This window comes from Actinophytocola sp., from assembly GCF_009379765.1.
Lineage (GTDB): Bacteria > Actinomycetota > Actinomycetes > Mycobacteriales > Pseudonocardiaceae > Actinophytocola.
In genome coordinates, this window is the sequence record NZ_WHTD01000110.1 from 1 (window position 1) to 20,838 (window position 20,838).

Here is a 20,838-nt window from a genome sequence, read left to right on the forward strand (position 1 = left end):
CGCCAGGACCTGATCGCCGCGATCGCCGGCCAGTACGCCGAGCTCGCCGGCCGCTGGCTGCACCTGCGGGTCACCACCCGGCCGTACCCGATCCGCATGTGGGCCGAGGCGCACGTGCACAACGCGGTCAACCGGCTGCCGGACGCGCAAGGCGCCCTGTCCTTCGACGACTACCTGATCGGCGAGCAGCAGCAGCTGCTGGGCCGGTCGATGGCGGAGAAGGAGGTCTACCTCGGCGTCCAGGTGCAGACCCGCAACATGGTCGACCGGGCCGTCGAGCGTGCCGCGCCGCTGCTGCGCCGGATCTTCCCGACCGCGGTGGACGCCGAGCTGCTCGCGCTGGACTCCGAGGTCGAGCACCTCGACCAGGTCATCGGCTCCGCGGGGCTCGAGGGCCGGCCGGTCACGGCCGAGGAGATGTCCTGGCTGATGCACCGGTCCTGCTCGCTGGGCCTGCCCGCGCCGCGCAACCTGCCGGCCGTGCCGGGGGCCGCGTGGGAGCCCGAGGACCTCGCGTCGTTCACCGACGCCGCCGACTTCCACCAGGAGCCGTACTCGCCCACGGTCACCGTGCGCGGCCGCACCGGCTCGAACGCCGGCATGACCCGGCACGTCGCGGTGCTCACCGTCGGGCAGATGCACGGCCTGCAGATCCCCGAGATCGACGACCCGTGGGTGCAGCACTCGGACCGCCTCGCCGCGTCGGTGGAGTGGTCCGCGCGGATCTATGTGCGCCGCCCGGAGGAGGTCTCCGGCGAGCTGGGCCGGCAGATGAACAAGGTCCGCTCGCAGGTCCGGCACTACACCGACGAGCACGAGCTGGAGCCGCCGCAGTCGCTGGCCAGGCAGGCCTCGCGGGTGCTGGAGATCGACGACGAGATGACCTCGGGCTTCACCGCCCTGGCCACCCGGGTGCGCTCGTGGTGGCGCCTGGCGGTGTCCGGCCCGACCGAGCGGGACGCGCTGCGGATGGCCCAGCAGCTGCTGGAGCTGTACAAGCCGAAGGTCGCGATCGAGCACCCGGAGGCGCAGTACGCGCTGGCCCGCGAGTTCATCCCGGGCGAGCCGCTGGCGTCCGGCGCGTACATGCGCCGCGGGTCGGTGGTGTGGGCGGCGGCCTCGGTGCCGACCGCCACCGCGGAGGTCGGCGACCGGCGCGGCATCCTGCTCGGCGAGACCTGCACCGCCACCCGGCGCCCGGTCGCCTGGGACCCGTGGATGGCCCAGGAGATCCGCGACGGCTCCGGCCTCACCGCGATGGTGGCCGGCCTCGGTGGCGGCAAGTCCTTCCTCGGCGGCGGCGTGGTCTACAAGACGCTGCGCGCGGGTGCGTACTGGACCTTGCTCGACCCGTCCGGGCCGCTGTCGAAGCTGTGCGACCTGCCGGAGCTGCGCCCCTACGCGCGGCCGATCAACCTGCTCAACGCCCAGCCCGGCATCCTCAACCCGTACCGGGTGGTGGCCGAGCCGCAGTTCGAGCACTTCACCGACGAGGACGACCCGGAGCGCGCGTGGCGCCGGGAGAAGGCACTCGCCGCGGCCACCCGCCGCCGGCTGGTCCTCGACGTGCTGACCGGCCTGCTGCCCTACGACATCGCCCGCATGCCGCAGACCCGGATCGTGCTGCTGCGCGCGGTGCGGATGGTCGGCGGGCGGCAGGACGCCGACCCGAGCGTGGTGTTCGACGCGCTGCGCCGCGACGCCAGCGAGCACCACGAGCACGCGGTCGTGGTCGCCGACTTCCTCGACGAGATGCGCGAGCGGATGCAGCTGCTCATCCCGGAGGAGGACGCCGACCCCTACACCGACCAGCGCGACGACCGGCTCACCGTGCTCACGATGGCCGGTCTGACCCTGCCCAAGGACGGGGTCGGCCGCGAGCACTGGACCGACGCCGAGTCGCTGGGCGTGGAGATGCTCAACCTCGCCGCGTGGCTGACCCAGCGATCCATCTACGAGCGGCCGAAGGATCTGCGCAAGGGCGTCTGGATCGACGAGGCGTTCTTCCTGTCCGAGGTGCCGACCGGCCGGGTGCTGATGAACCGGTTCGCCCGCGACTCCCGCAAGTGGAACGTCCGGGTCATGCTGTCCTCGCAGATCCCGGCGGACTTCCTGCGCATCCAGGGCTTCGTCACGCTGCTCGACTCGGTGTTCGTGGGGCGCCTGGACGACGAGTCCGCGCAGGCCGACGCGCTGCGGCTGCTGAAGGTGCCGGTGGGCGCGGGCTACGAGCAGGTCATCGCGAGCCTCGGCAGGCGGCCGGGCGCGCACCGGGACACCGAGCGGGACACCTCGCCGCGCCAGTTCATCTTCGGCGACGGCGCGGGCGGCGTGGAGCGGATCCGGATCGACCTGTCCGGCCCGCACCTCGACCACGTGCGCAACGCCATGGACACGACGCCGGACGCGCTGCGCGACAGCACGCCGGGCGCGGTCATCCCCTCCGAGCAGCACGCCCCGGCCATGCCGGAGGAGGACGACGACCTCGAGCCACCGGTCGACGGCAGCGTCGACGACGAGTCCGAGTACGGCGAGCACGACGAGTTCGACATCGCCGCGGACTTCGAGGTGGGCCTCACCGACGAGGACGTGCCGGCCGACCACCTGGAGCCGGACCAGCAGCCGGCCAACGGCCCGCCCGGCGGTCAGCCCGGCGGTCAGTCAGCCAACGGCCGCCCGGTCGACCAGCGAGGCAACGGCTCGGGCGGCGGCACGAGCCCGGACGGCGGAAAGGCCAAGGCGGGTAAACGGGGACGAGTGGACGCGGCATGATCACCCTCCTGGTGGTGGTAGCCGCCGCACTGACGATCACGGTGCGGCGGCGGCGCAAACATTCCGCCACCCGGCCCCGGACCCGCTCCGGCAGAGGCGCCGCCCTGCTCGTGGTGTCCGCGATCCTCGGCATGCAGACCTCATCGGCACGCCCGCCATGGCCCAGCCGACCGACGACACCAGCTGCGCCCCCTTCCCCGAGCGCCCCGGTGCCGGCATGGCAGGCGCCATCGACCCGCCGCAGGGCAACGGCCTGCGTGGCGGCCCCGACAGCGGGGTGCCCTACACCGACGCGAAGTTCCCCAACAGCCCGTACCGCGACTACGGCTACGCGGGCATGATCTGGCACGTCTACGACCCGGACTGCAACCAGCCGCTGTCGATCACCAACCCGAGCACCACGATCGACACGTGGGCCGGCAACGAGCTGTTCAATGTCGGCAAGAACCTGGTCGCGGCCACCAACTCCCTGCACTACACGCTCTACGAGGGCGGCGTGCTGGGTGGGCTGAACGACCAGATCCGGGACGCGGCCAACGCGGTGTTCGACAACGTCTTCGCGCAGCTGTTCAGCCTGTTCATGATCATTCTGGCGGTCGCGATGTTCCGCCAGATCTGGCGCGGCGACCTCGCCTCGGTCAGCAAACGGACGCTGTGGGCGCTCGGCGGCATGTGGCTCGCCGCGTCGACCCTGGTGCTGGTCAACAACTACGACTCGATCGACAACCTGATCGTGGAGACCACCACCGGCATCCAGAACGGGTTCGAGGACCCCGACCGGGACGACGTGCAGCAGCACGTGCTGCCCAACGAGCTGCACACCCGGGTGGTCTACGAGAACTGGCTGCGCGGCGAGTTCGGCAAGCCCGACGACCCCAAGGCTCTCGAGTACGGCCGGCCGCTGCTCGACGCGCAGGCCTGGACCCGCGACGACCTGGTCTCCGGCGCGGACGCCAGTGACGAGCAGGAAGCGGCCAAGCGGGCGGAGTACCAGAAGATCTACAACGACCTGGGTGCCGCGCAGGGCTACTTCACCGGCACCGAGGGCAGCCGCACCGGCTCCGGGTTCCTCGCGTTCTTCCAGTCGGTCGTGTACTCGTTGTTCCAGTTCCTCGCCAAGCTCGCGGTGCTGCTCGCCCAGCTGCTGCTGCGGATCTTCACGCTCGCCGCGCCGATCATCGGCCTGGTGGCGCTGATCCACCACGACATCCTGCGCAAGGTCGGCCGCGCGCTCGGCGCCGTGGTGCTGAACGTGCTGATCCTGGCCGCGCTCGCGGGCATCCACTTCCGCTTCCTGCAGATGATCTTCGGCCCGGACGTCAACCTCTCGATGCTCACCCAGATGCTCCTGGCCGGCATCGTCACGCTGGTGTTCCTGCTCGTCGGTCGTCCCATGAAGCGCATGTGGCAGATGGTGGAGCTGTCGGTCAACGCGGTCGGCGCCTCGATGCCCAACGCGGGCGCGGGTGGGATCTTCTCCAGGTTCCGGCGGCGCAAGGGCGCCCCCGACACGCGTGGTCCGCAGGACGAGTTCTGGGACCAGCTGCGCGACGACGAGCTCGCGGGCGACACCGTGGCCACCACCTCGGGTCGGATGCGGCGGCCGCGGCCCGAGGCCACCGGGCCGGTCACCGCCACCGCCGAGCGGCTCGACAACCGGCGGTCACTTCCGGGCAGCCGGCTCACCGTCGAAGGGGCCGACACCGGCCCGGCGCTCATCCCCACCGGCCCGGCCGGCCGCTCCGGACCGGCGGCCCTGCCGAGGCAGTCGAGTGCGAGCCGGGTCGTCGACACCGCGCCGGTCACCGACCGCGGCTGGGACCGCAACGCGGACTGGGGTGAGGACGCCGTCGTCGTCCCGTCCAGGGTGAGCGGGCGGCGCGGGGAGGGGCGGTACGACAACCCGCCGCCGCCTCCGCGGCCCACGCCGCGCCCCGCCGACGTCGAGATGGTCGCCGGCCGCCCGGTGCACGTCGTGTACCGGCCGTCCCGCGGGCTGGAAGTGCGCGAACCGGCGCCCCGCCGCATGCCCATGCGGGACGGGCCGCGGGAGACCGACGCGGTGGTGAGATGACATGCCGATCCGCACCAACCGCGGCCGCGCCGCGGTGTACCGCAAGGTCTGGGGCTGGCCGATGCGCTCGCCCACCCACTTCGTCGTCATCCTCGTCGTGGTGGCCGCGCTGATCCTCACGATCGGCATCCTCATTCCCCAGCTCAGCGGCTCCGATGACGGACGCCCCGGTGGCGCGGCCGCCTCGACCAGCAGCGGCGACCCGACGACGACCGAAGGCGCCACCACCACCGAGGACCAGGAGCCCGGCGACACCGAGGGCAGTGGCACCACCAACCTGCCCACCCGCATCACGTCGCCGCCGCAGCGGCCGACCTCCGCCGAGCCCGCCGGCGAGGCGCTGGACGTCGCCGAGTCCTGGGGCAAGGCGTGGGTGGACCACCCCGACGACATCACCACCGAGAAGTGGCTCGACGGCCTGCGCCCGTACACCACCGAGGAGTACCTGGTCGAGATGGCGACCGTGGACCCGGCGAACGTCCCGGCCACCAAGGTCACCGGGCGGCCCAAGGCCACCGAGTCCTTCACCAGCTCCGTCACGGTCGAGCTGCCCACCGACGGCGGCGACATCGCCATCACCGTGATCGACACCCCGCAAGGCTGGCGGGTGGCCTTCTACGAGCAGGTGGGCTGAGTCATGAGGTCTGCGCTGGTGGTCGGTGGGCTGGTGGCGGTGGCGACCGTGGCGGTGGTCGGGATCAGCGCGGTGACCACCGTGGTCCGCGAGGACCAGGAGGCCGACCAGGCCCGCCGCATGACCATCTCGTGCAACGCGAGCCTCGGCCCGATCACCAGTGGCCCGGCCGGCAGCGGCGCCGCCGACGCGGCCAAGCTCTCCGAGGAGCAGCGCGGCACCGTCGCGATGATCATCTCCATCGGCAAGAAGCGGGAGCTCCCGCCGCGGGCCTGGCAGGTTGCCATCCAGGCCGGCATGACCGAGTCGGGCCTGCGCAGCCTCGACCACGGCGACCGCGACTCGCTCGGCATCTTCCAGATGCGCCCGTCGATGGGCTGGGGCACGCCCGCCCAGGTCACCGACCCCGACTACGCGATCAACAAGTTCTACGACGTCCTCGAGGCCGTGCCGAACTGGGAGCAGCGGCGCCCCGGCGAGTCCGCACAGGACGTCGAGCGGTCCGCGTTCCCCGACCGGTACCACAAGTGGGAACCGATGGCCGCGCACCTCATCGGCAACGTCGGCCTGGTCGCCGACCCGACCGGCTGCGGTCAGGGCACCGGCGTGCTGCTGGCGGCGCCCACGAAGTCGGCGGGCGAGGCGATCAAGTTCGCGCTGGCCCAGCAGGGCAAGCCGTACCAGTGGGGTGCGCTGACCACGCACCAGAACTCCTTCGACTGCTCCAGCCTGATGCTGCAGGCCTACCGGTCGGCGGGCGTCACCCTTCCGAGGGTTTCCCGCCAGCAGTTCCAGGCCGGCGCGATGCTCCCCGTGGAGCAGGCACAGCCCGGTGACCTGCTGTTCTGGGCCTACGACCCGAGCAATCCGGCCACCATCCACCACGTTGCCATGTATCTCGGGGACGGCAAGATCGTGGAGGCCCAGCAGACCGGCGTGCCCGTGCACATCCGGCCGGTCCGCTGGGGAGAAGCAGAGTTGGTGGCCCAGGCCGTACGGCCGGGCGTCTAGCGATCTTGGGGGTCACGATGACCATGTATCCGGCCGACCCGATCCAACCCCGGCGTCCCGCGTCGAGCCCGGTGCACGACTACCTCAACGCCCCGCATCCGGGCGTGCCGGAGGGCTACGTCGTCCTGCCGAGGTCGCTTGTCGAGTCGATGCCGCTGCCCTGGCAGCAGGCGATGGCGCAGATCCTGGCGGAGTTCCACCAGGCCTACGGCCACCTCAACTGGCCGGAGTACCGGGTCGTGCCCTCGCGTCGGGAGCGCCTGGTGAACCTGGACGAGGAGCAGCTCGCCGAGGTCGGCTACCTGGTGGAGATCGACGTCGACGGCGAGCTGGTGTACCGCGAGCGCAGCGGTCGCAGGATCGACAACCCGGAGGAGACCGAGGTCCTGGTGTCCTGCCTCGACCCGATCCCGGGCCAGTTCCGCAACGCCAACCAGGACACCCCACCGCGCGGCTTCCCGGCCCAGCAGGCCTGGAAGTAGCGCCGCACTGTTGCCGGCCGGCCCTGATCGCATTAGAACGGACGCATGGCCGACAGCAAACCTGATCCCGGTTGGTTCTACTGCACCAAGCACAGCACCGTCGAGCACGGCGACGTGTGCCGGGCGGCGGACCGGCTGGGGCCCTACCCCGACCGGGAGACCGCGTCCCGCGCGCTGGAGATCGCCCGCGAGCGCACGGCCGCCTGGGACAAGGCCGAACGCGACTGGGGCGACGACTGAGATGCTCGTTCCCTGATCACCGGACCGCCCGGCTAAGGTGCGGGACCATGGTGGTCAGGGCCGAAGGCACCGGGGTGGACTTCTCGCGCATCCGCGTCGAGTTCGACCTGCCCGCGCAGTTCCCCGGCCCGGTGCTCGCCGAGGCCGAGAGCGCGGTGTCGGGCGGCCCGACGACGGACCGGCACGACGCCACCGACCTCCCGCTCGTCACCATCGACCCGCCGGGCGCCAAGGACCTCGACCAGGCGATGTATGTCGAGCGCCGGGGCAGCGGGTTCCGGGTGCACTACGCCATCGCCGACCTCGGCGCGTTCGTCACGCCCGGCGGGGCGCTCGACACCGAGGTCCGCCGCCGCGGCCAGACGCTCTACCTGCCCGACGGCAAGGTCCCGCTGCACCCGACCGTCCTGTCCGAGGGCGCCGCGAGCCTGCTGCCCGACCAGGTCTGCCCGGCCGCGCTGTGGACCCTCGACTGCGACGACTCCGGCGAGCTCACCGACGCCAACGTCCGGCGTGCGCTCGTCCGCTCGGTCGCCCGGTTCGACTACGACACCGTGCAGGTCGCCGTCGACTCCGGCACCCCGCACGCCTCGCTCGCCGAGCTGCCCGCCATCGGCCGGCTGCGCCGCGAGCTCGCCATCGAGCGCGGCGCGGTCGAGCTGCAGCTGCCCGACCAGGAGGTCGAGCCGAACAGCGGCGGTTGGCAGCTGACGCTGCGCCCGCGTACCGAGGTCGACGCCTGGAACGCGGAGATCTCGCTGCTCACCGGCATGGCCGCGGCCAAGCTCATGCTCGACGCCGGCATCGGCGTGCTGCGGACCCTCCCCGCCGCGCAGAACGGTGCCCTCCGCTGGCTGCGCCGCTCGGCCCGCTCGCTCGGCATCGCCTGGCCGAAGGGCGTGGACGCCGCCGAGCTGCTGGCCGGGCTCGACCCCGACCAGCCCGAGGCGCTCGCCCTGTTCATGGACGCCACCCGGCTCCTGCGCGGCGCCGCGTACACGGTGTTCGACGGCACCCCGCCCGAGCTCGCGACGCACGCCGGGCTCGCCACCTCCTACGCGCACGTCACCGCGCCGCTGCGCAGGCTCGTCGACCGGTTCGGCACCGAGATCTGCCTCGCGCTGTGCGCGGGCGAGCCCGTGCCGGAGTGGGTCCGCGCCGCGCTGCCGGAGCTGCCCACGCTGATGGAAGGCTCCGACACGCTCGCCAACAAGGTCGACAAGGCCTGCCTCGACCAGGTCGAGGCGTGGGTGCTGGGCAGCCGGGTCGGCCAGGAGTTCGACGCGATCGTGCTGCGCGCGGAGGGCGGCTCGGCCGAGGTGTTCCTCACCGACCCGCCGGTGATCGCCAAGTGCGCTGGTGAGGACCTTCCGGAAGGCGAGACGGTCCGCGTGCGTCTGGTACTGGCGGACGCGGAGGCACGCAAGGTGTCCTTCGAGCGCGCATGAGGAGGCTGTGTTGACCGACGTGACGGGTTCGACGGTCGGGGTGCTCGGTGGCACCGGTCCGCAGGGCGAGGGGCTCGCCCTTCGCTGGGCGCGGGCCGGCATCGACGTCGTCATCGGCTCCCGCAGCGTCGAGCGGGCCGAGGCCGCGGCCGCGTCGCTGCGCGAGGAGGCCGGCGTCGACCGGGTGCGCGGGCTCGACAACGCGGGCTGTGCGGAGGCCGCCGACATCGTGCTGGTCGCGGTGCCCTGGGAGGGCCACGGCGACCTGCTCGAGTCGCTGCGTGACCAGCTCATCGGCAAGATCGTCATCGACTGCGTCAACCCGCTCGGCTTCGACAAGCAAGGTCCGTTCGCGCTGCCCGTCGAGGAGGGGAGTGCCGCGCAGCAGGCCGAGAAGCTGCTGCCCGAGTCCCGGGTGACGGCCGCCTTCCACCACGTGTCGGCGGTGCATCTCGTCGACCTGTCGATCGACGAGATGGCCACGGACGTGTTGGTGCTGGGCGACGACCGCGACGCCACCGACCAGGTGCGCGCCCTCGCCGACGTGATCCCCGGGATGCGGGGTGTCTACGGCGGCCGGCTCCGCAACGCCCACCAGGTCGAGGCGTTCACCGCGAACCTGATCGCGATCAACCGGCGGTACAAGGCGCACGCCGGGATCCGCGTCACTGACGTGTGATGGACGCGCTGCCGCCGGGTGCGCACACCTGGAGCGAGGCGGAACGCGAGCTCGCCGACGAGGTGCTCGGCGGTGCGACGACCGTGGTCAACGTCCGCAAGGGCGGGCCGCACCGCAAGCTCGTGCCGTGGCTCGTCGAGGCGGGCCTGCTCAGCTACGTCGGCCGCGCCGGCAGGCGCCACACGTGGCCCGGCTCCGACTGGGGCAACCCGTTCGTCGGCCTGCGCGGCAACCGGGAGGAGATGGTCCGCCGCTACCGCGAGTGGCTCCCGAGCCGTTCCGGTCTGCTGCGGCGGCTGCGTGCGGGTGAGCTGACCGGCCGGGCCTTGGGCTGCTGGTGCGCGCCGGAACCCTGCCACGCCGACATCCTGGCCGAGCTGACCCGCGACCTGAGGACGACCGGGTGACGCCATGATCGTCGACGACCTCGGCGAGCCCGTCCCGCTCGCCGGCCCGCCGCGCACCGTGGTCAGCCTCGTCCCGTCGCTCACCGACGCCATCGAGACCAGCCGCCCCGGCCTCGTCACGGGCGCCACCGACTACTGCACCCACCCCGCCGCACTCGACGCGCGCAGGGTCGGCGGCTCCAAGTACCCCCGCGTCGACGACGTCCTCGCCCTCCGCCCGGACCTCGTCGTCGCCAACGCCGAGGAGAACCGACCCGAGGACGTCGAGCGCATCCGCGCCGACGGCATCCCGGTGTGGGTGACCGCCGCCGCGGCCACCGTCCCCGAGGGTCTCGGCTCGGTCCGCCGCCTGCTCACCCAGGGCCTGGACATCGACGAGCCCGGCTGGCTCGTCGACGCCGAGGAGCGCTGGCGCGAGGTTCCGGCACCCAGGGCCACCGCGATCATCCCGGTCTGGCGCCGGCCCTGGGTCGTCGTCGGCCGGGACACCTTCGCCGGCGACGTGCTCGCCCGCCTCGGCGTGGCCAACGCCTACGCCGACCACCCCGACCGCTACCCGCGCCCCACCCTGGACGAGCTGCGCGCGAAGCCGAAGGACCTGGTCGTCCTCCCCGACGAGCCCTACGAGTTCACCGCCGCCGACGGCCCGGAAGCCTTCCCCGACACCCGGTACGCACTGGTCGTCGGCCGCTACCTCACCTGGTGCGGCCCGTCGCTGGTCGAGGCGCACGACGCGCTCCGCACCGCGCTGTCGCTGGACTAGATCAATATTTCCGCTTCGTCGACTTCGGTCGAGGCAGACCGGCCGTGACGGGCGGCCGGTCACGGCCGGAACTCGTCGGTCGCCTCCAGCAGCGCGTCGAGCACGCCCCGGTCGGTGACCGCGTGCCCGGCCTGGGGAAGCAGCAGCAGCCGGGAGTCCGGCCACCCGCGGTGCAGCTCCCACGCGGTGACCGGCGGGCACACCGCGTCGTAGCGGCCCTGCACGATCCGGCCCGGGATGCCGGCGAGCTTGCCGGCGTCGCGCACCAGCTGGTTCTCCTCGAGCCAGCCGCCGTGAACGAAGTAGTGCAGCGCGATCCGCGCGAACGGCACCGCGAACGCCGGGTCCGCGTACGTGGCGGTCAGCGCCGGGTTCGGCAGGAGCGACACCGCCGCTCCCTCCCAGTTGCTCCACGCCTCCGCGGCCCGCGCCCGCACCTCGGGATCCGCGTCGTTGACCAGCCGGTGGTAGCCCGCCAACGGGTCCTCGTCCGGCACCAGCGACGCGAAGGCCGCCCACGCCTCGGGGAACAGGCTGCCGGCGCCGCCGCGGTACATCCAGTCGAGCTCGCGCTGCCGCAGCAGGAACACCCCGCGCAGGATGATCTCGCTCACCCGGTCCGGGTGGGTCTGCCCGTAGGCCATGGCGAGCGTCGCGCCCCACGAGCCGCCGAACAGCTGCCACCGGTCGATCCCCAACGACGACCGCAGCGCCTCCATGTCGGCCACCAGACGCCAGGTCGTGTTGGCCGACAGGTCCGCGTCGGGTGCCCGCACCGACGGCGTGCTGCGGCCGCATCCGCGCTGGTCGAACAGCACGATCCGGTATCCGGCCGGGTCGAACATCCGCCGGTGCAGGGGCATGGTGCCGCTGCCGGGTCCGCCATGCAGGAACACCACCGGCTTGCCGGCGGGGTTCCCGCTGACCTCCCAGTAGATCTCGTGCCCGTCGCCCACGTCGAGCATCCCGTGCTCGTCCGGCTCGAGGTGTGGGTAGAGGAAGCGCATGCGCACAGTCTTTCGTCCGGCCTACGCTCGTGGCATGGCGACCGTGCAGTTCGGCAAGGAGACCTCGAAGCGGGGCGAGTTCGTGCGGCAGGCGAACCGGTTCACGGACCGGATCACCGCGGACGGGTCGTCGGGCTGGAAGGCGGAGCCGGGCCGGTACCGGCTGGTGGTGAGCCTCGCGTGCCCGTGGGCGCACCGCGCGATCATCGTGCGCAGGCTCCTCGGCCTCGAGGACGCGATCTCACTGGCCGTCGTCGACCCGATCCGCGACGAGAAGGGCTGGCGGTTCACCCTCGACGACGGCGGCCGGGACCCGGTGCTCGGCATCGAGCACCTGTCCGAGGCCTACCTCGCCACCGACCCGTCGTTCACCGGCCGGTTCACCGTGCCGTCCATTGTGGACGTCGAGTCCGGGCGGGTGGTCACCAACGACTACCCGAGGATCACGCTGGACCTGTCCACCGAGTGGCGCGCGTTCCACGAGGCGGCGCCCGAGCTGTACCCGGAGCCGTTGCGCGCGGAGATCGACGAGGTCATCGAGCCGATCTTCCGCAATGTCAACAACGGCGTGTACCGGTGCGGGTTCGCCTCCAGCCAGGAGGCCTACGACGACGCGTTCGACGCGTTGTTCGCCGAGCTGGACCGCCTCTCCGCCCGGTTGGCCGACCGCAGGTACCTCGTCGGCGACGCGATCACCGAGGCCGACGTCCGCCTGTTCACCACGCTGGTCCGGTTCGACGCGGTCTACCACGGCCACTTCAAGTGCAACCGGAACAAGCTCACCGAGCTGCCGGTGCTGTGGGCCTACGCGCGGGACCTGTTCCAGACGCCTGGCTTCGGCGACACGGTGGACTTCGACCACATCAAGCGGCACTACTACGTCAGCCACGAGGCCATCAACCCGACGCGCATCGTCCCGCGCGGCCCGGACCTGTCCGCCTGGCAGGAGCCGCACGGCCGACTCGATGTGCGCCTTGAGCCGCGCCAGGGTCGTCGCGATGTTGGCGTTGTTCGTCCCGGCCCGGTCCGGCTCGCCGGTGATCATGATGGCCATCGGCACGAACCAGCGCGGCACCCGCAGCCAGCTGCTCTCGGTCACCCGGCAGCCGGCGCCGTCCGGCACGAGGTCGTACTCCCACCGCGAGATCGGCACCTTGAACGGCGTCTCGACCTCGTAGGCGAACCGGCGGCCCGGAACCGCATCGGTGATCGTGCAGATCGTGACCCAGCGGCGCCAGCCGTTGCGGTTGGCGCCGCTGAACCGCGCGCCGACGGCCGTCGAGCTCACGCGGCCCCGCCAGCGGACCTTGACGACTTCTTCGGCGAAGGTGACCATGACCGTCGGGTCGCTGACGAGCCGGTAGACCTCCGCCGGGGGAGCGTCGATGGTCACCTGACCGGTCGCGATCGGGGGCGTCATCCCTCGACTCCACCAACCGCCGCCGGGGCCGTCAAGGCGGCCCCAGCGGCGCGCCAGCCTCACTCAGCAGGCCCGAAGCTCCCGTAGGTGACCTCGCCGGCCCGCCGGTACACGCAGATCACCACGCCACCCGGCGTCGTGCGGGACTCGACCAGCTCGAGCGCCGTGGGCACGGCACCCTCGGCGAACAGCTTCTTGCCCGTGCCCAGCACCACCGGGAAGATCATCAGCCGGTACTCGTCGACCAGGTCGTGCCGGATCAGCGTCTGGACCAGGTCGCCGCTGCCCATCACGTGGATCTCCCCGCCCTGCTGCTCGCGCAGCTTCGCGACCGCGGCGGTCACGTCGTCCCCGAGCAGGGTGGAGTTCTGCCACTCCACCCCGGTCAGCGTGCGCGAGGCCACGTACTTCGGCAGCGCGTTGAGCGCCTGGCCCGCGGCCGCGTCGGGGTGGTCGTCGGCGATCCGGGGCCAGTACGCGGCGAAGATCTCGTAGGTCTTGCGGCCGAGCAGCAGCCCCTCGATCCGCGCGAACCCCTCGCCGACGAACTCGCCGGCCGCCTCGTCGAAGAGCGGGGCCTGCCAGCCGCCGTGGGTGAAGCCGCCCTCGCGGTCCTCGTCCGGTGCGCCGGGCGCCTGCAGGACGCCGTCGACCGTCAGGAAGGTGTCGACCACGATCTTGCTCATGTTGCTGTCTCCTTCGAATCGGGTTTCCTGACCACGCGTCGGACGGCCCGCCCCCCGATCGACAAACGGAGACAAAGTCGCGGCCGCCCGGAGGCCGGGCGGCCGCGACGGCACGAGCTCAGTGGAAGACGTGCTCCGGGGCGGGGAACTGGCGCCCGCGGACCTCGGCCGCGAACTGCTCCACCGCGCCGGCCATCACGCCCGCCAGGTCGGCGTAGCGCTTCACGAACCGCGGTGCCTTGCCGCGGCGCAGGCCCATCATGTCCTGCCAGACCAGCACCTGCGCGTCGCAGTCCGGGCCCGCGCCGATGCCGATCGTCGGGATCCGCAGCTCGTGGGTGACCCGCTTGGCCGCCTCGGCCGGCACCATCTCCATGACGACCGAGAACGCGCCGGCCTCCTGCAGCGCGCGAGCGTCCTCGACGAGGTCGTCACCTGCGTCGCCGCGGCCCTGGACGCGGTAGCCACCCAGGTTGTGCTCGCTCTGCGGGGTGAACCCGATGTGCCCCATCACCGGCACGCCCGCGGTGGTGATCGCCTTGACGTGCGGCGCGAAGGCCCGCCCGCCCTCGAGCTTCACCGCGTGCGCGCGGCCCTCCTTCATCATCCGGACGGACGTGGCCAGCGCCTGCTCCGGCGAGAGCTGGTAGGAGCCGAACGGCAGGTCGGCCACCACGAGCGCACGTTTCACCGATCGGGTGACGGCGCGGACCAGCGGCACCATCTCGTCCAGGGTGACCGGCAGCGAGGACTCGTAGCCGTACACGTTGTTGGACGCGGAGTCGCCGACGAGCAGGACCGGGATGCCGGCCTCGTCGAACAGCTCGGCGGTGTACATGTCGTACGCGGTGAGCATGGGCCACGGCTCGCCGCGCTCCTTGAGCTCCCGCAGGTGATGGATGCGCACCCGCTTCGCCGGCTTCGGCGCCGCGCTCGGGCCGGTGCCGTAAGGGGCCGCAACCTCGGCGTTCTGGCCGGCGGCAGGGGTAGCTGCTGACGTCATTGTCGACCGTCCTTCCCTCGAAGCCCGCGATCGCGGGTCCCCGGGTATTTGTGGATGGCTTACCAACCCAGCGTCGCACCAACTCGGCCGCCGCACAGTGCGCTGCGACGAGCTTCACACGCCCGCCCGAGCCATTCCCCACCCCCGCGAGTCCACCATTCCAGCTCCGCGAGTCCAACACTCGGGACCCGCGAGTCCAACGCTCGGGACCTGCGAGTCCAACATTCTGGGACCGGTTACTTGCCCTCGCGCCAGGCGTTGGTGATCGGGAGGCGGCGGTCGCGGCCGAAGGCCTTGAAGGTGATCTTCGTGCCCGGCGGGTACTGGCGCCGCTTGTACTCCGCGGCGTCGACCATGCGCAGGACCCGGTCCACCAGCTCCGGCGCGAACCCCGCCGCCAGCAGGTCCGCGTAGCCCCGGTCGCCCTCGACGTAGTCGTCCAGCACCCGGTCCAGCAGCGGGTAGTCCGGCAGCGAGTCGGAGTCGACCTGGCCCGGCCGCAGCTCCGCCGACGGCGGCTTGGTGATCGAGCTCTCCGGGATCGGCCGGTCCGGGCCCGCCGAGTTGCGCCACCGGGCCAGCTCCCACACCAGCGTCTTGGGCACGTCCTTGATCGGCGCGAAGCCGCCCACCGCGTCGCCGTAGATGGTCGAGTAGCCGACCGCCAGCTCGGACTTGTTGCCGGTGGCCAGCACCAGGTGGCCGTGCTGGTTCGACAGCCCCATCAGCGTCACGCCGCGGCACCGGGCCTGCACGTTCTCCTCGGCGAGGTCGGTGAGCCCGAGCTGTTTGGTGAAGGTCGCCACCATGTCCGCGATCGGCTGCACCTGGTAGTGCAGCCCGGTCCGGTCCGCAAGGTCCTCAGCGTCCGACTTCGAGTGCGCCGAGGAGTACACCGATGGCATCGACACGCCGTACACCCCGTCCGCCCCGAGTGCGTCCACGGCCAGCGCGGCACACACCGCAGAGTCGATCCCGCCGGAAAGCCCGAGCACCACCGACCGGAAGCCGTTCTTGCGCACGTAGTCACCCAGGCCGAGCACCAGCGCGGCCCACATCTCGGCGAGCTCGGGCAACGGCTCGGCCGGCGCGGGCGGCGACAGCGCCGGGTACCCGGGCAGCGGGTCGGCATGCAGCACCCGCCGGGTCACCGTGAACTCGCCGACCGGCCCGTCCACCCGCGCGGCACCACCCGGCAGGTCCAGGTCCAGCACGGTGAGGTGCTCGACGAACTGCGGCGCGCGGGTCAGCAGCGCACCGTCGGCGCCGACGGCCATCGAGTCGCCGTCGAAGACGAGGTCGTCCTGGCCGCCGACCAGGTTCACGTAGGCCAGCGGGGCCCCGGCCTCCGCGGCCCGCCGGGCGACGAGCGGCAGCCGCGCGTCGTTCTTGTCCCGCTCGTAGGGCGACGCGTTGGGCGCGACGACCAGGTCGACGCCGGCCTCGCCGAGCGCGGAGATCGGGCCGCCCTCCTGCCAGATGTCCTCGCAGACGACCATGCCGACCTCGAGCCCGTGGATGCGCAGGATGTCCAGCGTCCGGCCGGGCTTGAAGTAGCGGCGCTCGTCGAAGACGCCGTAGTTGGGCAGGTGGTGCTTGAACTGCGTGGCCACGACCTTGCCGCCGAACAACACCGCGACGGCGTCCCGCGGGCCGACGTCGTCGCGGTCGAGGTAGCTGACGTAGCTCGCGATCTCCGCGCAACCCGCCTCGTCCAGCTGGACGGCCAGCGTCGCCAGTGCCTGCTTGGACGCCTCGGCGAACGACCCACGCAGCGCCAGGTCCTCGACCGGGTAGCCGGTGAGGGCCATCTCCGGGAAGACGACCAGGTGCGCGCCGGCCTCGTGGGCCTGCCGGGTCCGGTCGGCGATCAGCGCAGCGTTGCCGTCGAGGTCGCCGACAGTGGCGTTGACCTGGGCCAGCGCGATGCGTAGTTGAGCCATGCCGCCATCCTCGCACATGTTTTCGCCTCCAAGGCGAAAAGGTGGCGAAGGCGACCCGTCCCACGTTACCGGCGTACGCCTTCCCGAGCGGCGCGAGTGGCCGCGTCCCCCGAACGGACGCGAGGAGCAACCGGGAGCAGAGGTGAGCGTGCTCAGCGGCGGGCGCCGCCCTTCACCTTCTTGACCATGGCCCGCACTCGCTGCAGCGCCTGCTCCGCGTCCGTGTCGAACGGGTTGTCGTGGACCATGTACGTCCACGTCGCGGACGGGCGGCGCAGGCCCTCGGACTCGAAGTCGGCCCCGGCGGCGGTGATCTCTACCGTCTTGAACGTCTTGGCGGCCTTCTCGCCTATCTCGTCGGCGATCTTCTTGAAGACCGGGATCGCGGTTCGGTGGAACTCGTCGATCGGGGTCTCCTTCGCGAGTGCGCGCAGGTGGATGGTCTCCCGCACGTCGGCGAGGAACGCCAGGTGCTCGGTCCACCGCTCGTCCACGTGGTACAGCATGATCTGCCGTGCGGCCCGTTCCATGGCGTCGTCGTCCAGGGACTCAGCGAGTGGCTCCCACCGCTCCGGGCACAACGCGGCCAGCTCGGTGGCCGCGAGATCGGTGGTCAGCAGCTCGTGCCGGTGCTCGAGCAGCACCTTCCGCTGATGCTCTATCAGCCGGGTGTACCGCCACGTGTTGCGGTGGATCTCCAGCTGCACCCCCTCGGACACCTTCTGCGCGTGGTCGATGAACCGCTGCGTCGTCGGGTCGGTCAGCCGGCCCTCGTCGTCGGGCTCGGCGCCCGCGGTGGCGTCCGGCGCGTACTGGATGACCTGGTCGTCGGCGAGCGAGGCGAACATCACCGAGCCGCCGGGGTCACCTTGGCGGCCGGACCGGCCGCGCAGCTGGTCGTCGAGCCGCGAGGACTGGTAGCGCCCGGTGCCGATCACCAGCAGCCCGCCGAGGTCCGCGACCTTGTCGTGGTCCTCCGACGACGACGTGCCACCCAGCCGGATGTCCGTGCCGCGCCCGGCCATCTGCGTCGACACCGTGACCGCGCCGTGCGCGCCGGCCTCGGCGACGATCGCGGCCTCCTGCGCGTCGTTCTTCGCGTTCAGCACGACGCACTGGATGTCGGCCTCGGCGAGCGTCTTCGCCAGCCGCTCCGACTCGGCCACGTCACGCGTGCCGATGAGGATCGGCCGCCCGGTGGCGTGCGTGTCGGCGATCTCGGCGACGATCGCCTTCTCCTTGTTGTCGACCGAGTCGTACAGCCGGTCCGGCCCGTCCTCGCGGACGCACGGCTTGTTCGGCGGGATCACCGCCACCCGCAGCTCGTAGAACTCGCGCAGCTGATCGGCGACCGCCGACGCGGTGCCGGTCATCCCGCACACCGTCTCGTACCGGCTGATCAGACCCTGCACGCTGATCGAGTCGAGCACCTCGCCGCTCTCGGTGGGCCGAAGCCGCTCCTTGGCCTCGACCGCCGCCTGCAGCCCGTCGGGCCAGCGCTGCCGCAGCGCGATCCGGCCGCGCGAGCTGTTGATCAGGTGGACCTTGCCGTCCCGCACGATGTAGTCGACATCGCGCTCCAGCAACGCGTGCGCGTGCAGCGCGGCGTTCACCGCGGCCAGCCGGTCGCCGTGCTCGCCGGAGTACAGGTCGACGCCGCCGAGCGCCTTCTCCACGACCTTGGCGCCGCGCCCGGTGAGCCAGGCGTTGCGGCCGTCCTCGTCGCGCTCGTAGTGTGCGCCCGGCCGCAGCGCGCGGACGATCTTGGCGACCTCCGGGTCGCTCTGCGCGTCGTCCGACGAGCCGGCGAGCACCAGCGGCACCTTCGCCTCGTCGATGAGCACCGAGTCGGCCTCGTCCACCAGCACCACGTCCGGCTCGCGCCCGACCATGTCCTCGACGTCGGTGCACAGCCGGTCGCGCAGCAGGTCGAAGCCGATCTCGCTGACCGAGCCGTAGGTGACGTCGGCCGCGTAGGCCGCGCGCCGCTCCTCCTGCGTCGAGGTCTGCGAGACCCAGCCGACCGACACCCCGAGCAGCTCGTAGACCGGGCCCATCCACTCCGCGTCACGCCGGGCCAGGTAGTCGTTGACCGACATGACGTGCACCGGTCGACCCTGGATCGCGTACCCGGCCGCGGCCAGTGCGCCGGCGAGCGTCTTGCCCTCACCGGTGGCCATCTGCACGACGTGTCCGGCCAGCAGCTCCATCGCGCCGAGCAGCTGCACGTCGTAGGGCCGCTCGTCGAGCGCCCGCCGCGCCGACTCGCGGCCGAGCGCGCACAGCTCGGAGAGCTCCTTCTCGCCGAAGGAGTCCTCGTCCCGCAGCTTCGTGGCCACCTCGGTGAGCTCGGTGTCCGAGAGCTTCTCGAGCTTCGCCTCGCGCCACTCGATCGATTTCAGCAGCTCCTGGTAGCGGGAGACGTCGACGGTGGCCGGACGATCCAGGAACCGGCTGAACCGGTCCTTGACGCGCCGCATGAACGCCGCCACCCGACGCTCACCTCCTCGCTTCTCAGTGTCTGCCCTGCACGGTAACGGTGAACCGCCGGTGGTGGTTCCTGGGACCATCGGCGGTCCTGACCAACCCCACAGCCTATTCACACCCCGATGGCAGTATCGGGCCGTGACCAGATCGCGCCGGGTCGGCGCCGCCATCATGCTCGTCGCACTGGCGAGCGGGTGCACGTCGGTGATCGACGGCTCGTCCGCGCCCAGCCTCCCGTTCGAGGAGAGCCTCGGGCCGGCGGGGACGGTGCCGGCGGGTCTGGACACGTTCTACGCACAGCGCCTGACCTGGGAAGGCTGCTCCGACTACGCCACCGGCGAGTACGACGGCGAGGCGCTCGCCGACCCCGCCGTGCAGTGCACCCACCTGACCGTGCCGCTGGACTACGCGAAGCCCGACGGCGACACCATCAAGATCGGCGTCCTGCGCAAGCCGGCCTCGTCGAACAAGGACCGGATCGGATCGCTGTTGGTCAACCCGGGTGGGCCCGGTGTGGCCGGCCTGTCCACCGCCGCCGCGGTGAGCTCGGAGAACTCTTCGCTCGCGCAACGGTTCGACTTCGTCGGCTTCGACCCGCGCGGCGTCGGGTCGAGCGAGCCGGACGTCGAGTGCCTCACCGACCAGGAGACCGACGAGGACCGCGCGGACGACAGCGAGCTCGACACCTCGCCGACCGGGACCACGAAGACCGAGCAGCAGGCCGAGGACTACGCGGCCAAGTGCGGCGAGCGGACCGAGCACGGCAACGAGATGCTCGCGAACATCGGCACCCGTGACGTCGTCAAGGACATGGACGTGCTGCGCTCGGCGCTCGGTGACGACAAGCTCACCTATGTCGGCTACTCCTACGGCACCCGGATCGGCGCGGCGTACGCGGAGGCGTTCCCGAAGAACGTGCGCGCGCTCGTGCTCGACGGGGCGGTCGACCCGACCCAGAGCGCCACCGACTCCGCGGTCGCCCAGGGAGCCGGCTTCCAGAAGGCGTTCGACGACTTCGTCGCGTGGTGCGTCGATCGGAAGGACTGCGCGCTCGGCCGCGACGCCGACGCGGCGCTGGGCCGGTTCCAGGAGCTGATCCGGCCGCTGGCCGAACACCCGGTCGACGTCGGCGGCCGCCCGCTGTCCTTTGAGGACGCGACGACCGGGGTGATCCAGGCGCTGTACTCCCAGCAGCTGTGGGAACACCTGAACACCGGGCTGAACGAGCTGCGCCAACAGCAAGGCGCGACGCTGATGTCCCTGGCCGACCTGTACCTCGAGCGCGGCACGGACGGCGAGTACACGACCACGCAGGACGCGTTCACGGCCATCCACTGCGTCGACGACACCCGGGTGACGGACCCCGCCGCGATCCGTGAGCTGAACGAGCGGTACAAGGAGGCGGCGCCGTTCCTGGACGACGGCAACCCGCCGGGCTCGGCGCGTGACGCCTGCGCGTTCTGGCCCGTGCCGCCGACGAGCTCCCCGCACCTGCCGAAGGTGGAGGGACTGGCCCCGGTCCTGGTGATCTCGACGACGGGCGACCCGGCGACCCCGTACCAGGCGGGCGTGTCGCTGGCGAAGTCGCTGAAGGGTGGCCTGCTCACCTACGAGGCGACCCAGCACACGGTGTTCCTGCAGGGCAACTCCTGCGTGGACGACGCGGGCGCCACGTACCTGGTCGACGGAAAGCTCCCCGCCGAGAACACCCGCTGCAAGCCCTGACCGCGTGCTATTCAGCTGACAAACAACGACCCGCGCATGACTGCGCGGAACCTCGAG

At 71.8% G+C, this 20,838-nt stretch carries 16 protein-coding genes and 2 pseudogenes; 12 read left to right on the forward strand and 6 right to left on the reverse strand.

Going from position 1 to position 20,838, the window contains the following annotated elements; genetic code table 11:
- The 10 genes from GEV28_RS28250 to GEV28_RS28295 all read left to right on the forward strand — a co-directional run.
- Positions 1–2,772, forward strand: a 2,772-nt coding sequence (locus GEV28_RS28250) for an ATP-binding protein (protein ID WP_291415406.1), incomplete at its 5' end; no start/stop codon positions are given.
- A 157-nt stretch (positions 2,773–2,929) separates the two neighbouring features.
- The gene (locus GEV28_RS28255; RefSeq protein ID WP_291415407.1) at positions 2,930–4,846 is read left to right on the forward strand and encodes a magnesium transporter; all 1,917 of its coding nucleotides are present in this window, start codon (positions 2,930–2,932) and stop codon (positions 4,844–4,846) included.
- 1 nt (position 4,847) lies between these two features.
- Complete coding sequence (locus tag GEV28_RS28260; protein WP_291415408.1) at positions 4,848–5,480, forward strand: hypothetical protein; 633 nt, start codon at positions 4,848–4,850, stop codon at positions 5,478–5,480.
- 3 nt (positions 5,481–5,483) lie between these two features.
- Complete coding sequence (locus GEV28_RS28265) at positions 5,484–6,491, forward strand: C40 family peptidase (RefSeq protein WP_291415409.1); 1,008 nt, start codon at positions 5,484–5,486, stop codon at positions 6,489–6,491.
- Between the two features lie 17 nt (positions 6,492–6,508).
- Positions 6,509–6,973, forward strand: coding sequence for a hypothetical protein (locus GEV28_RS28270; RefSeq protein WP_291415410.1), 465 nt, complete (start codon positions 6,509–6,511; stop codon positions 6,971–6,973).
- A gap of 45 nt (positions 6,974–7,018) precedes the next feature.
- Entirely contained in the window at positions 7,019–7,213 is a 195-nt protein-coding gene (locus GEV28_RS28275; RefSeq protein WP_291415411.1) for a hypothetical protein, read from the forward strand.
- 47 nt (positions 7,214–7,260) lie between these two features.
- Positions 7,261–8,661, forward strand: coding sequence for an RNB domain-containing ribonuclease (locus GEV28_RS28280; protein ID WP_291415412.1), 1,401 nt, complete (start codon positions 7,261–7,263; stop codon positions 8,659–8,661).
- A gap of 10 nt (positions 8,662–8,671) precedes the next feature.
- A complete protein-coding gene (gene npdG, locus GEV28_RS28285) occupies positions 8,672–9,340 on the forward strand; it encodes an NADPH-dependent F420 reductase (protein ID WP_291415413.1) in 669 nt (222 codons plus the stop codon).
- Entirely contained in the window at positions 9,340–9,747 is a 408-nt protein-coding gene (locus GEV28_RS28290; protein ID WP_291415415.1) for a DUF4326 domain-containing protein, read from the forward strand. The genes npdG and GEV28_RS28290 overlap by 1 nt, the downstream gene beginning before the upstream one ends.
- A gap of 4 nt (positions 9,748–9,751) precedes the next feature.
- A complete protein-coding gene (locus GEV28_RS28295) occupies positions 9,752–10,510 on the forward strand; it encodes a helical backbone metal receptor (RefSeq protein ID WP_291415416.1) in 759 nt (252 codons plus the stop codon).
- 59 nt (positions 10,511–10,569) lie between these two features.
- Here the strand turns inward: GEV28_RS28295 and pip are convergent, their stop codons facing one another.
- Positions 10,570–11,517, reverse strand: coding sequence for a prolyl aminopeptidase (gene pip, locus GEV28_RS28300; RefSeq protein WP_291415418.1), 948 nt, complete (start codon positions 11,515–11,517; stop codon positions 10,570–10,572).
- A 34-nt stretch (positions 11,518–11,551) separates the two neighbouring features.
- Here pip and GEV28_RS28305 point away from each other — a divergent pair.
- Positions 11,552–12,478, forward strand: a pseudogene (locus tag GEV28_RS28305) (glutathione S-transferase family protein); the annotation flags it as partial.
- Positions 12,479–12,538: 60 nt separating this feature from the next.
- On the opposite strand, the pseudogene GEV28_RS28310 reads toward GEV28_RS28305, so the two are convergent.
- The 5 genes and pseudogenes from GEV28_RS28310 to secA2 form a co-directional block, all read right to left on the reverse strand.
- Positions 12,539–12,937 (reverse strand): annotated as a pseudogene (locus GEV28_RS28310) (SRPBCC family protein); the annotation flags it as partial.
- 59 nt (positions 12,938–12,996) lie between these two features.
- A complete protein-coding gene (locus tag GEV28_RS28315) occupies positions 12,997–13,623 on the reverse strand; it encodes a dihydrofolate reductase family protein (protein WP_291415420.1) in 627 nt (208 codons plus the stop codon).
- Between the two features lie 118 nt (positions 13,624–13,741).
- Complete coding sequence (gene panB, locus GEV28_RS28320; RefSeq protein WP_291415421.1) at positions 13,742–14,626, reverse strand: 3-methyl-2-oxobutanoate hydroxymethyltransferase; 885 nt, start codon at positions 14,624–14,626, stop codon at positions 13,742–13,744.
- A 236-nt stretch (positions 14,627–14,862) separates the two neighbouring features.
- Positions 14,863–16,569, reverse strand: coding sequence for an NAD+ synthase (locus tag GEV28_RS28325; protein WP_291415423.1), 1,707 nt, complete (start codon positions 16,567–16,569; stop codon positions 14,863–14,865).
- Positions 16,570–16,721: 152 nt separating this feature from the next.
- Positions 16,722–19,049: an accessory Sec system translocase SecA2 gene (secA2, locus tag GEV28_RS28330; protein WP_291415431.1), complete on the reverse strand. Its 2,328-nt coding sequence runs from the start codon at positions 19,047–19,049 to the stop codon at positions 16,722–16,724.
- 178 nt (positions 19,050–19,227) lie between these two features.
- On the opposite strand from secA2, the gene GEV28_RS28335 reads away from it, so the two are divergent.
- The gene (locus tag GEV28_RS28335) at positions 19,228–20,781 is read left to right on the forward strand and encodes an alpha/beta hydrolase (protein WP_291415433.1); all 1,554 of its coding nucleotides are present in this window, start codon (positions 19,228–19,230) and stop codon (positions 20,779–20,781) included.
- Positions 20,782–20,838 lie beyond the last annotated feature (57 nt).

Bases quoted from the DNA above. Each gene is read 5' to 3' on its own strand.
- GEV28_RS28255 (WP_291415407.1), top strand. From the start codon at position 2,930: ATGGCCCAGCCGACCGACGACACCAGCTGCGCCCCCTTCCCCGAGCGC.
- GEV28_RS28260 (WP_291415408.1), top strand. From the start codon at position 4,848: ATGCCGATCCGCACCAACCGCGGCCGCGCCGCGGTGTACCGCAAGGTC.
- GEV28_RS28265 (WP_291415409.1), top strand. From the start codon at position 5,484: ATGAGGTCTGCGCTGGTGGTCGGTGGGCTGGTGGCGGTGGCGACCGTG.
- GEV28_RS28270 (WP_291415410.1), top strand. From the start codon at position 6,509: ATGACCATGTATCCGGCCGACCCGATCCAACCCCGGCGTCCCGCGTCG.
- GEV28_RS28275 (WP_291415411.1), top strand. From the start codon at position 7,019: ATGGCCGACAGCAAACCTGATCCCGGTTGGTTCTACTGCACCAAGCAC.
- GEV28_RS28280 (WP_291415412.1), top strand. From the start codon at position 7,261: ATGGTGGTCAGGGCCGAAGGCACCGGGGTGGACTTCTCGCGCATCCGC.
- GEV28_RS28290 (WP_291415415.1), top strand. From the start codon at position 9,340: ATGGACGCGCTGCCGCCGGGTGCGCACACCTGGAGCGAGGCGGAACGC.
- GEV28_RS28295 (WP_291415416.1), top strand. From the start codon at position 9,752: ATGATCGTCGACGACCTCGGCGAGCCCGTCCCGCTCGCCGGCCCGCCG.
- pip (WP_291415418.1), bottom strand. From the start codon at position 11,517: ATGCGCTTCCTCTACCCACACCTCGAGCCGGACGAGCACGGGATGCTC.
- GEV28_RS28315 (WP_291415420.1), bottom strand. From the start codon at position 13,623: ATGAGCAAGATCGTGGTCGACACCTTCCTGACGGTCGACGGCGTCCTG.
- panB (WP_291415421.1), bottom strand. From the start codon at position 14,626: ATGACGTCAGCAGCTACCCCTGCCGCCGGCCAGAACGCCGAGGTTGCG.
- GEV28_RS28325 (WP_291415423.1), bottom strand. From the start codon at position 16,569: ATGGCTCAACTACGCATCGCGCTGGCCCAGGTCAACGCCACTGTCGGC.
- secA2 (WP_291415431.1), bottom strand. From the start codon at position 19,049: ATGCGGCGCGTCAAGGACCGGTTCAGCCGGTTCCTGGATCGTCCGGCC.
- GEV28_RS28335 (WP_291415433.1), top strand. From the start codon at position 19,228: ATGCTCGTCGCACTGGCGAGCGGGTGCACGTCGGTGATCGACGGCTCG.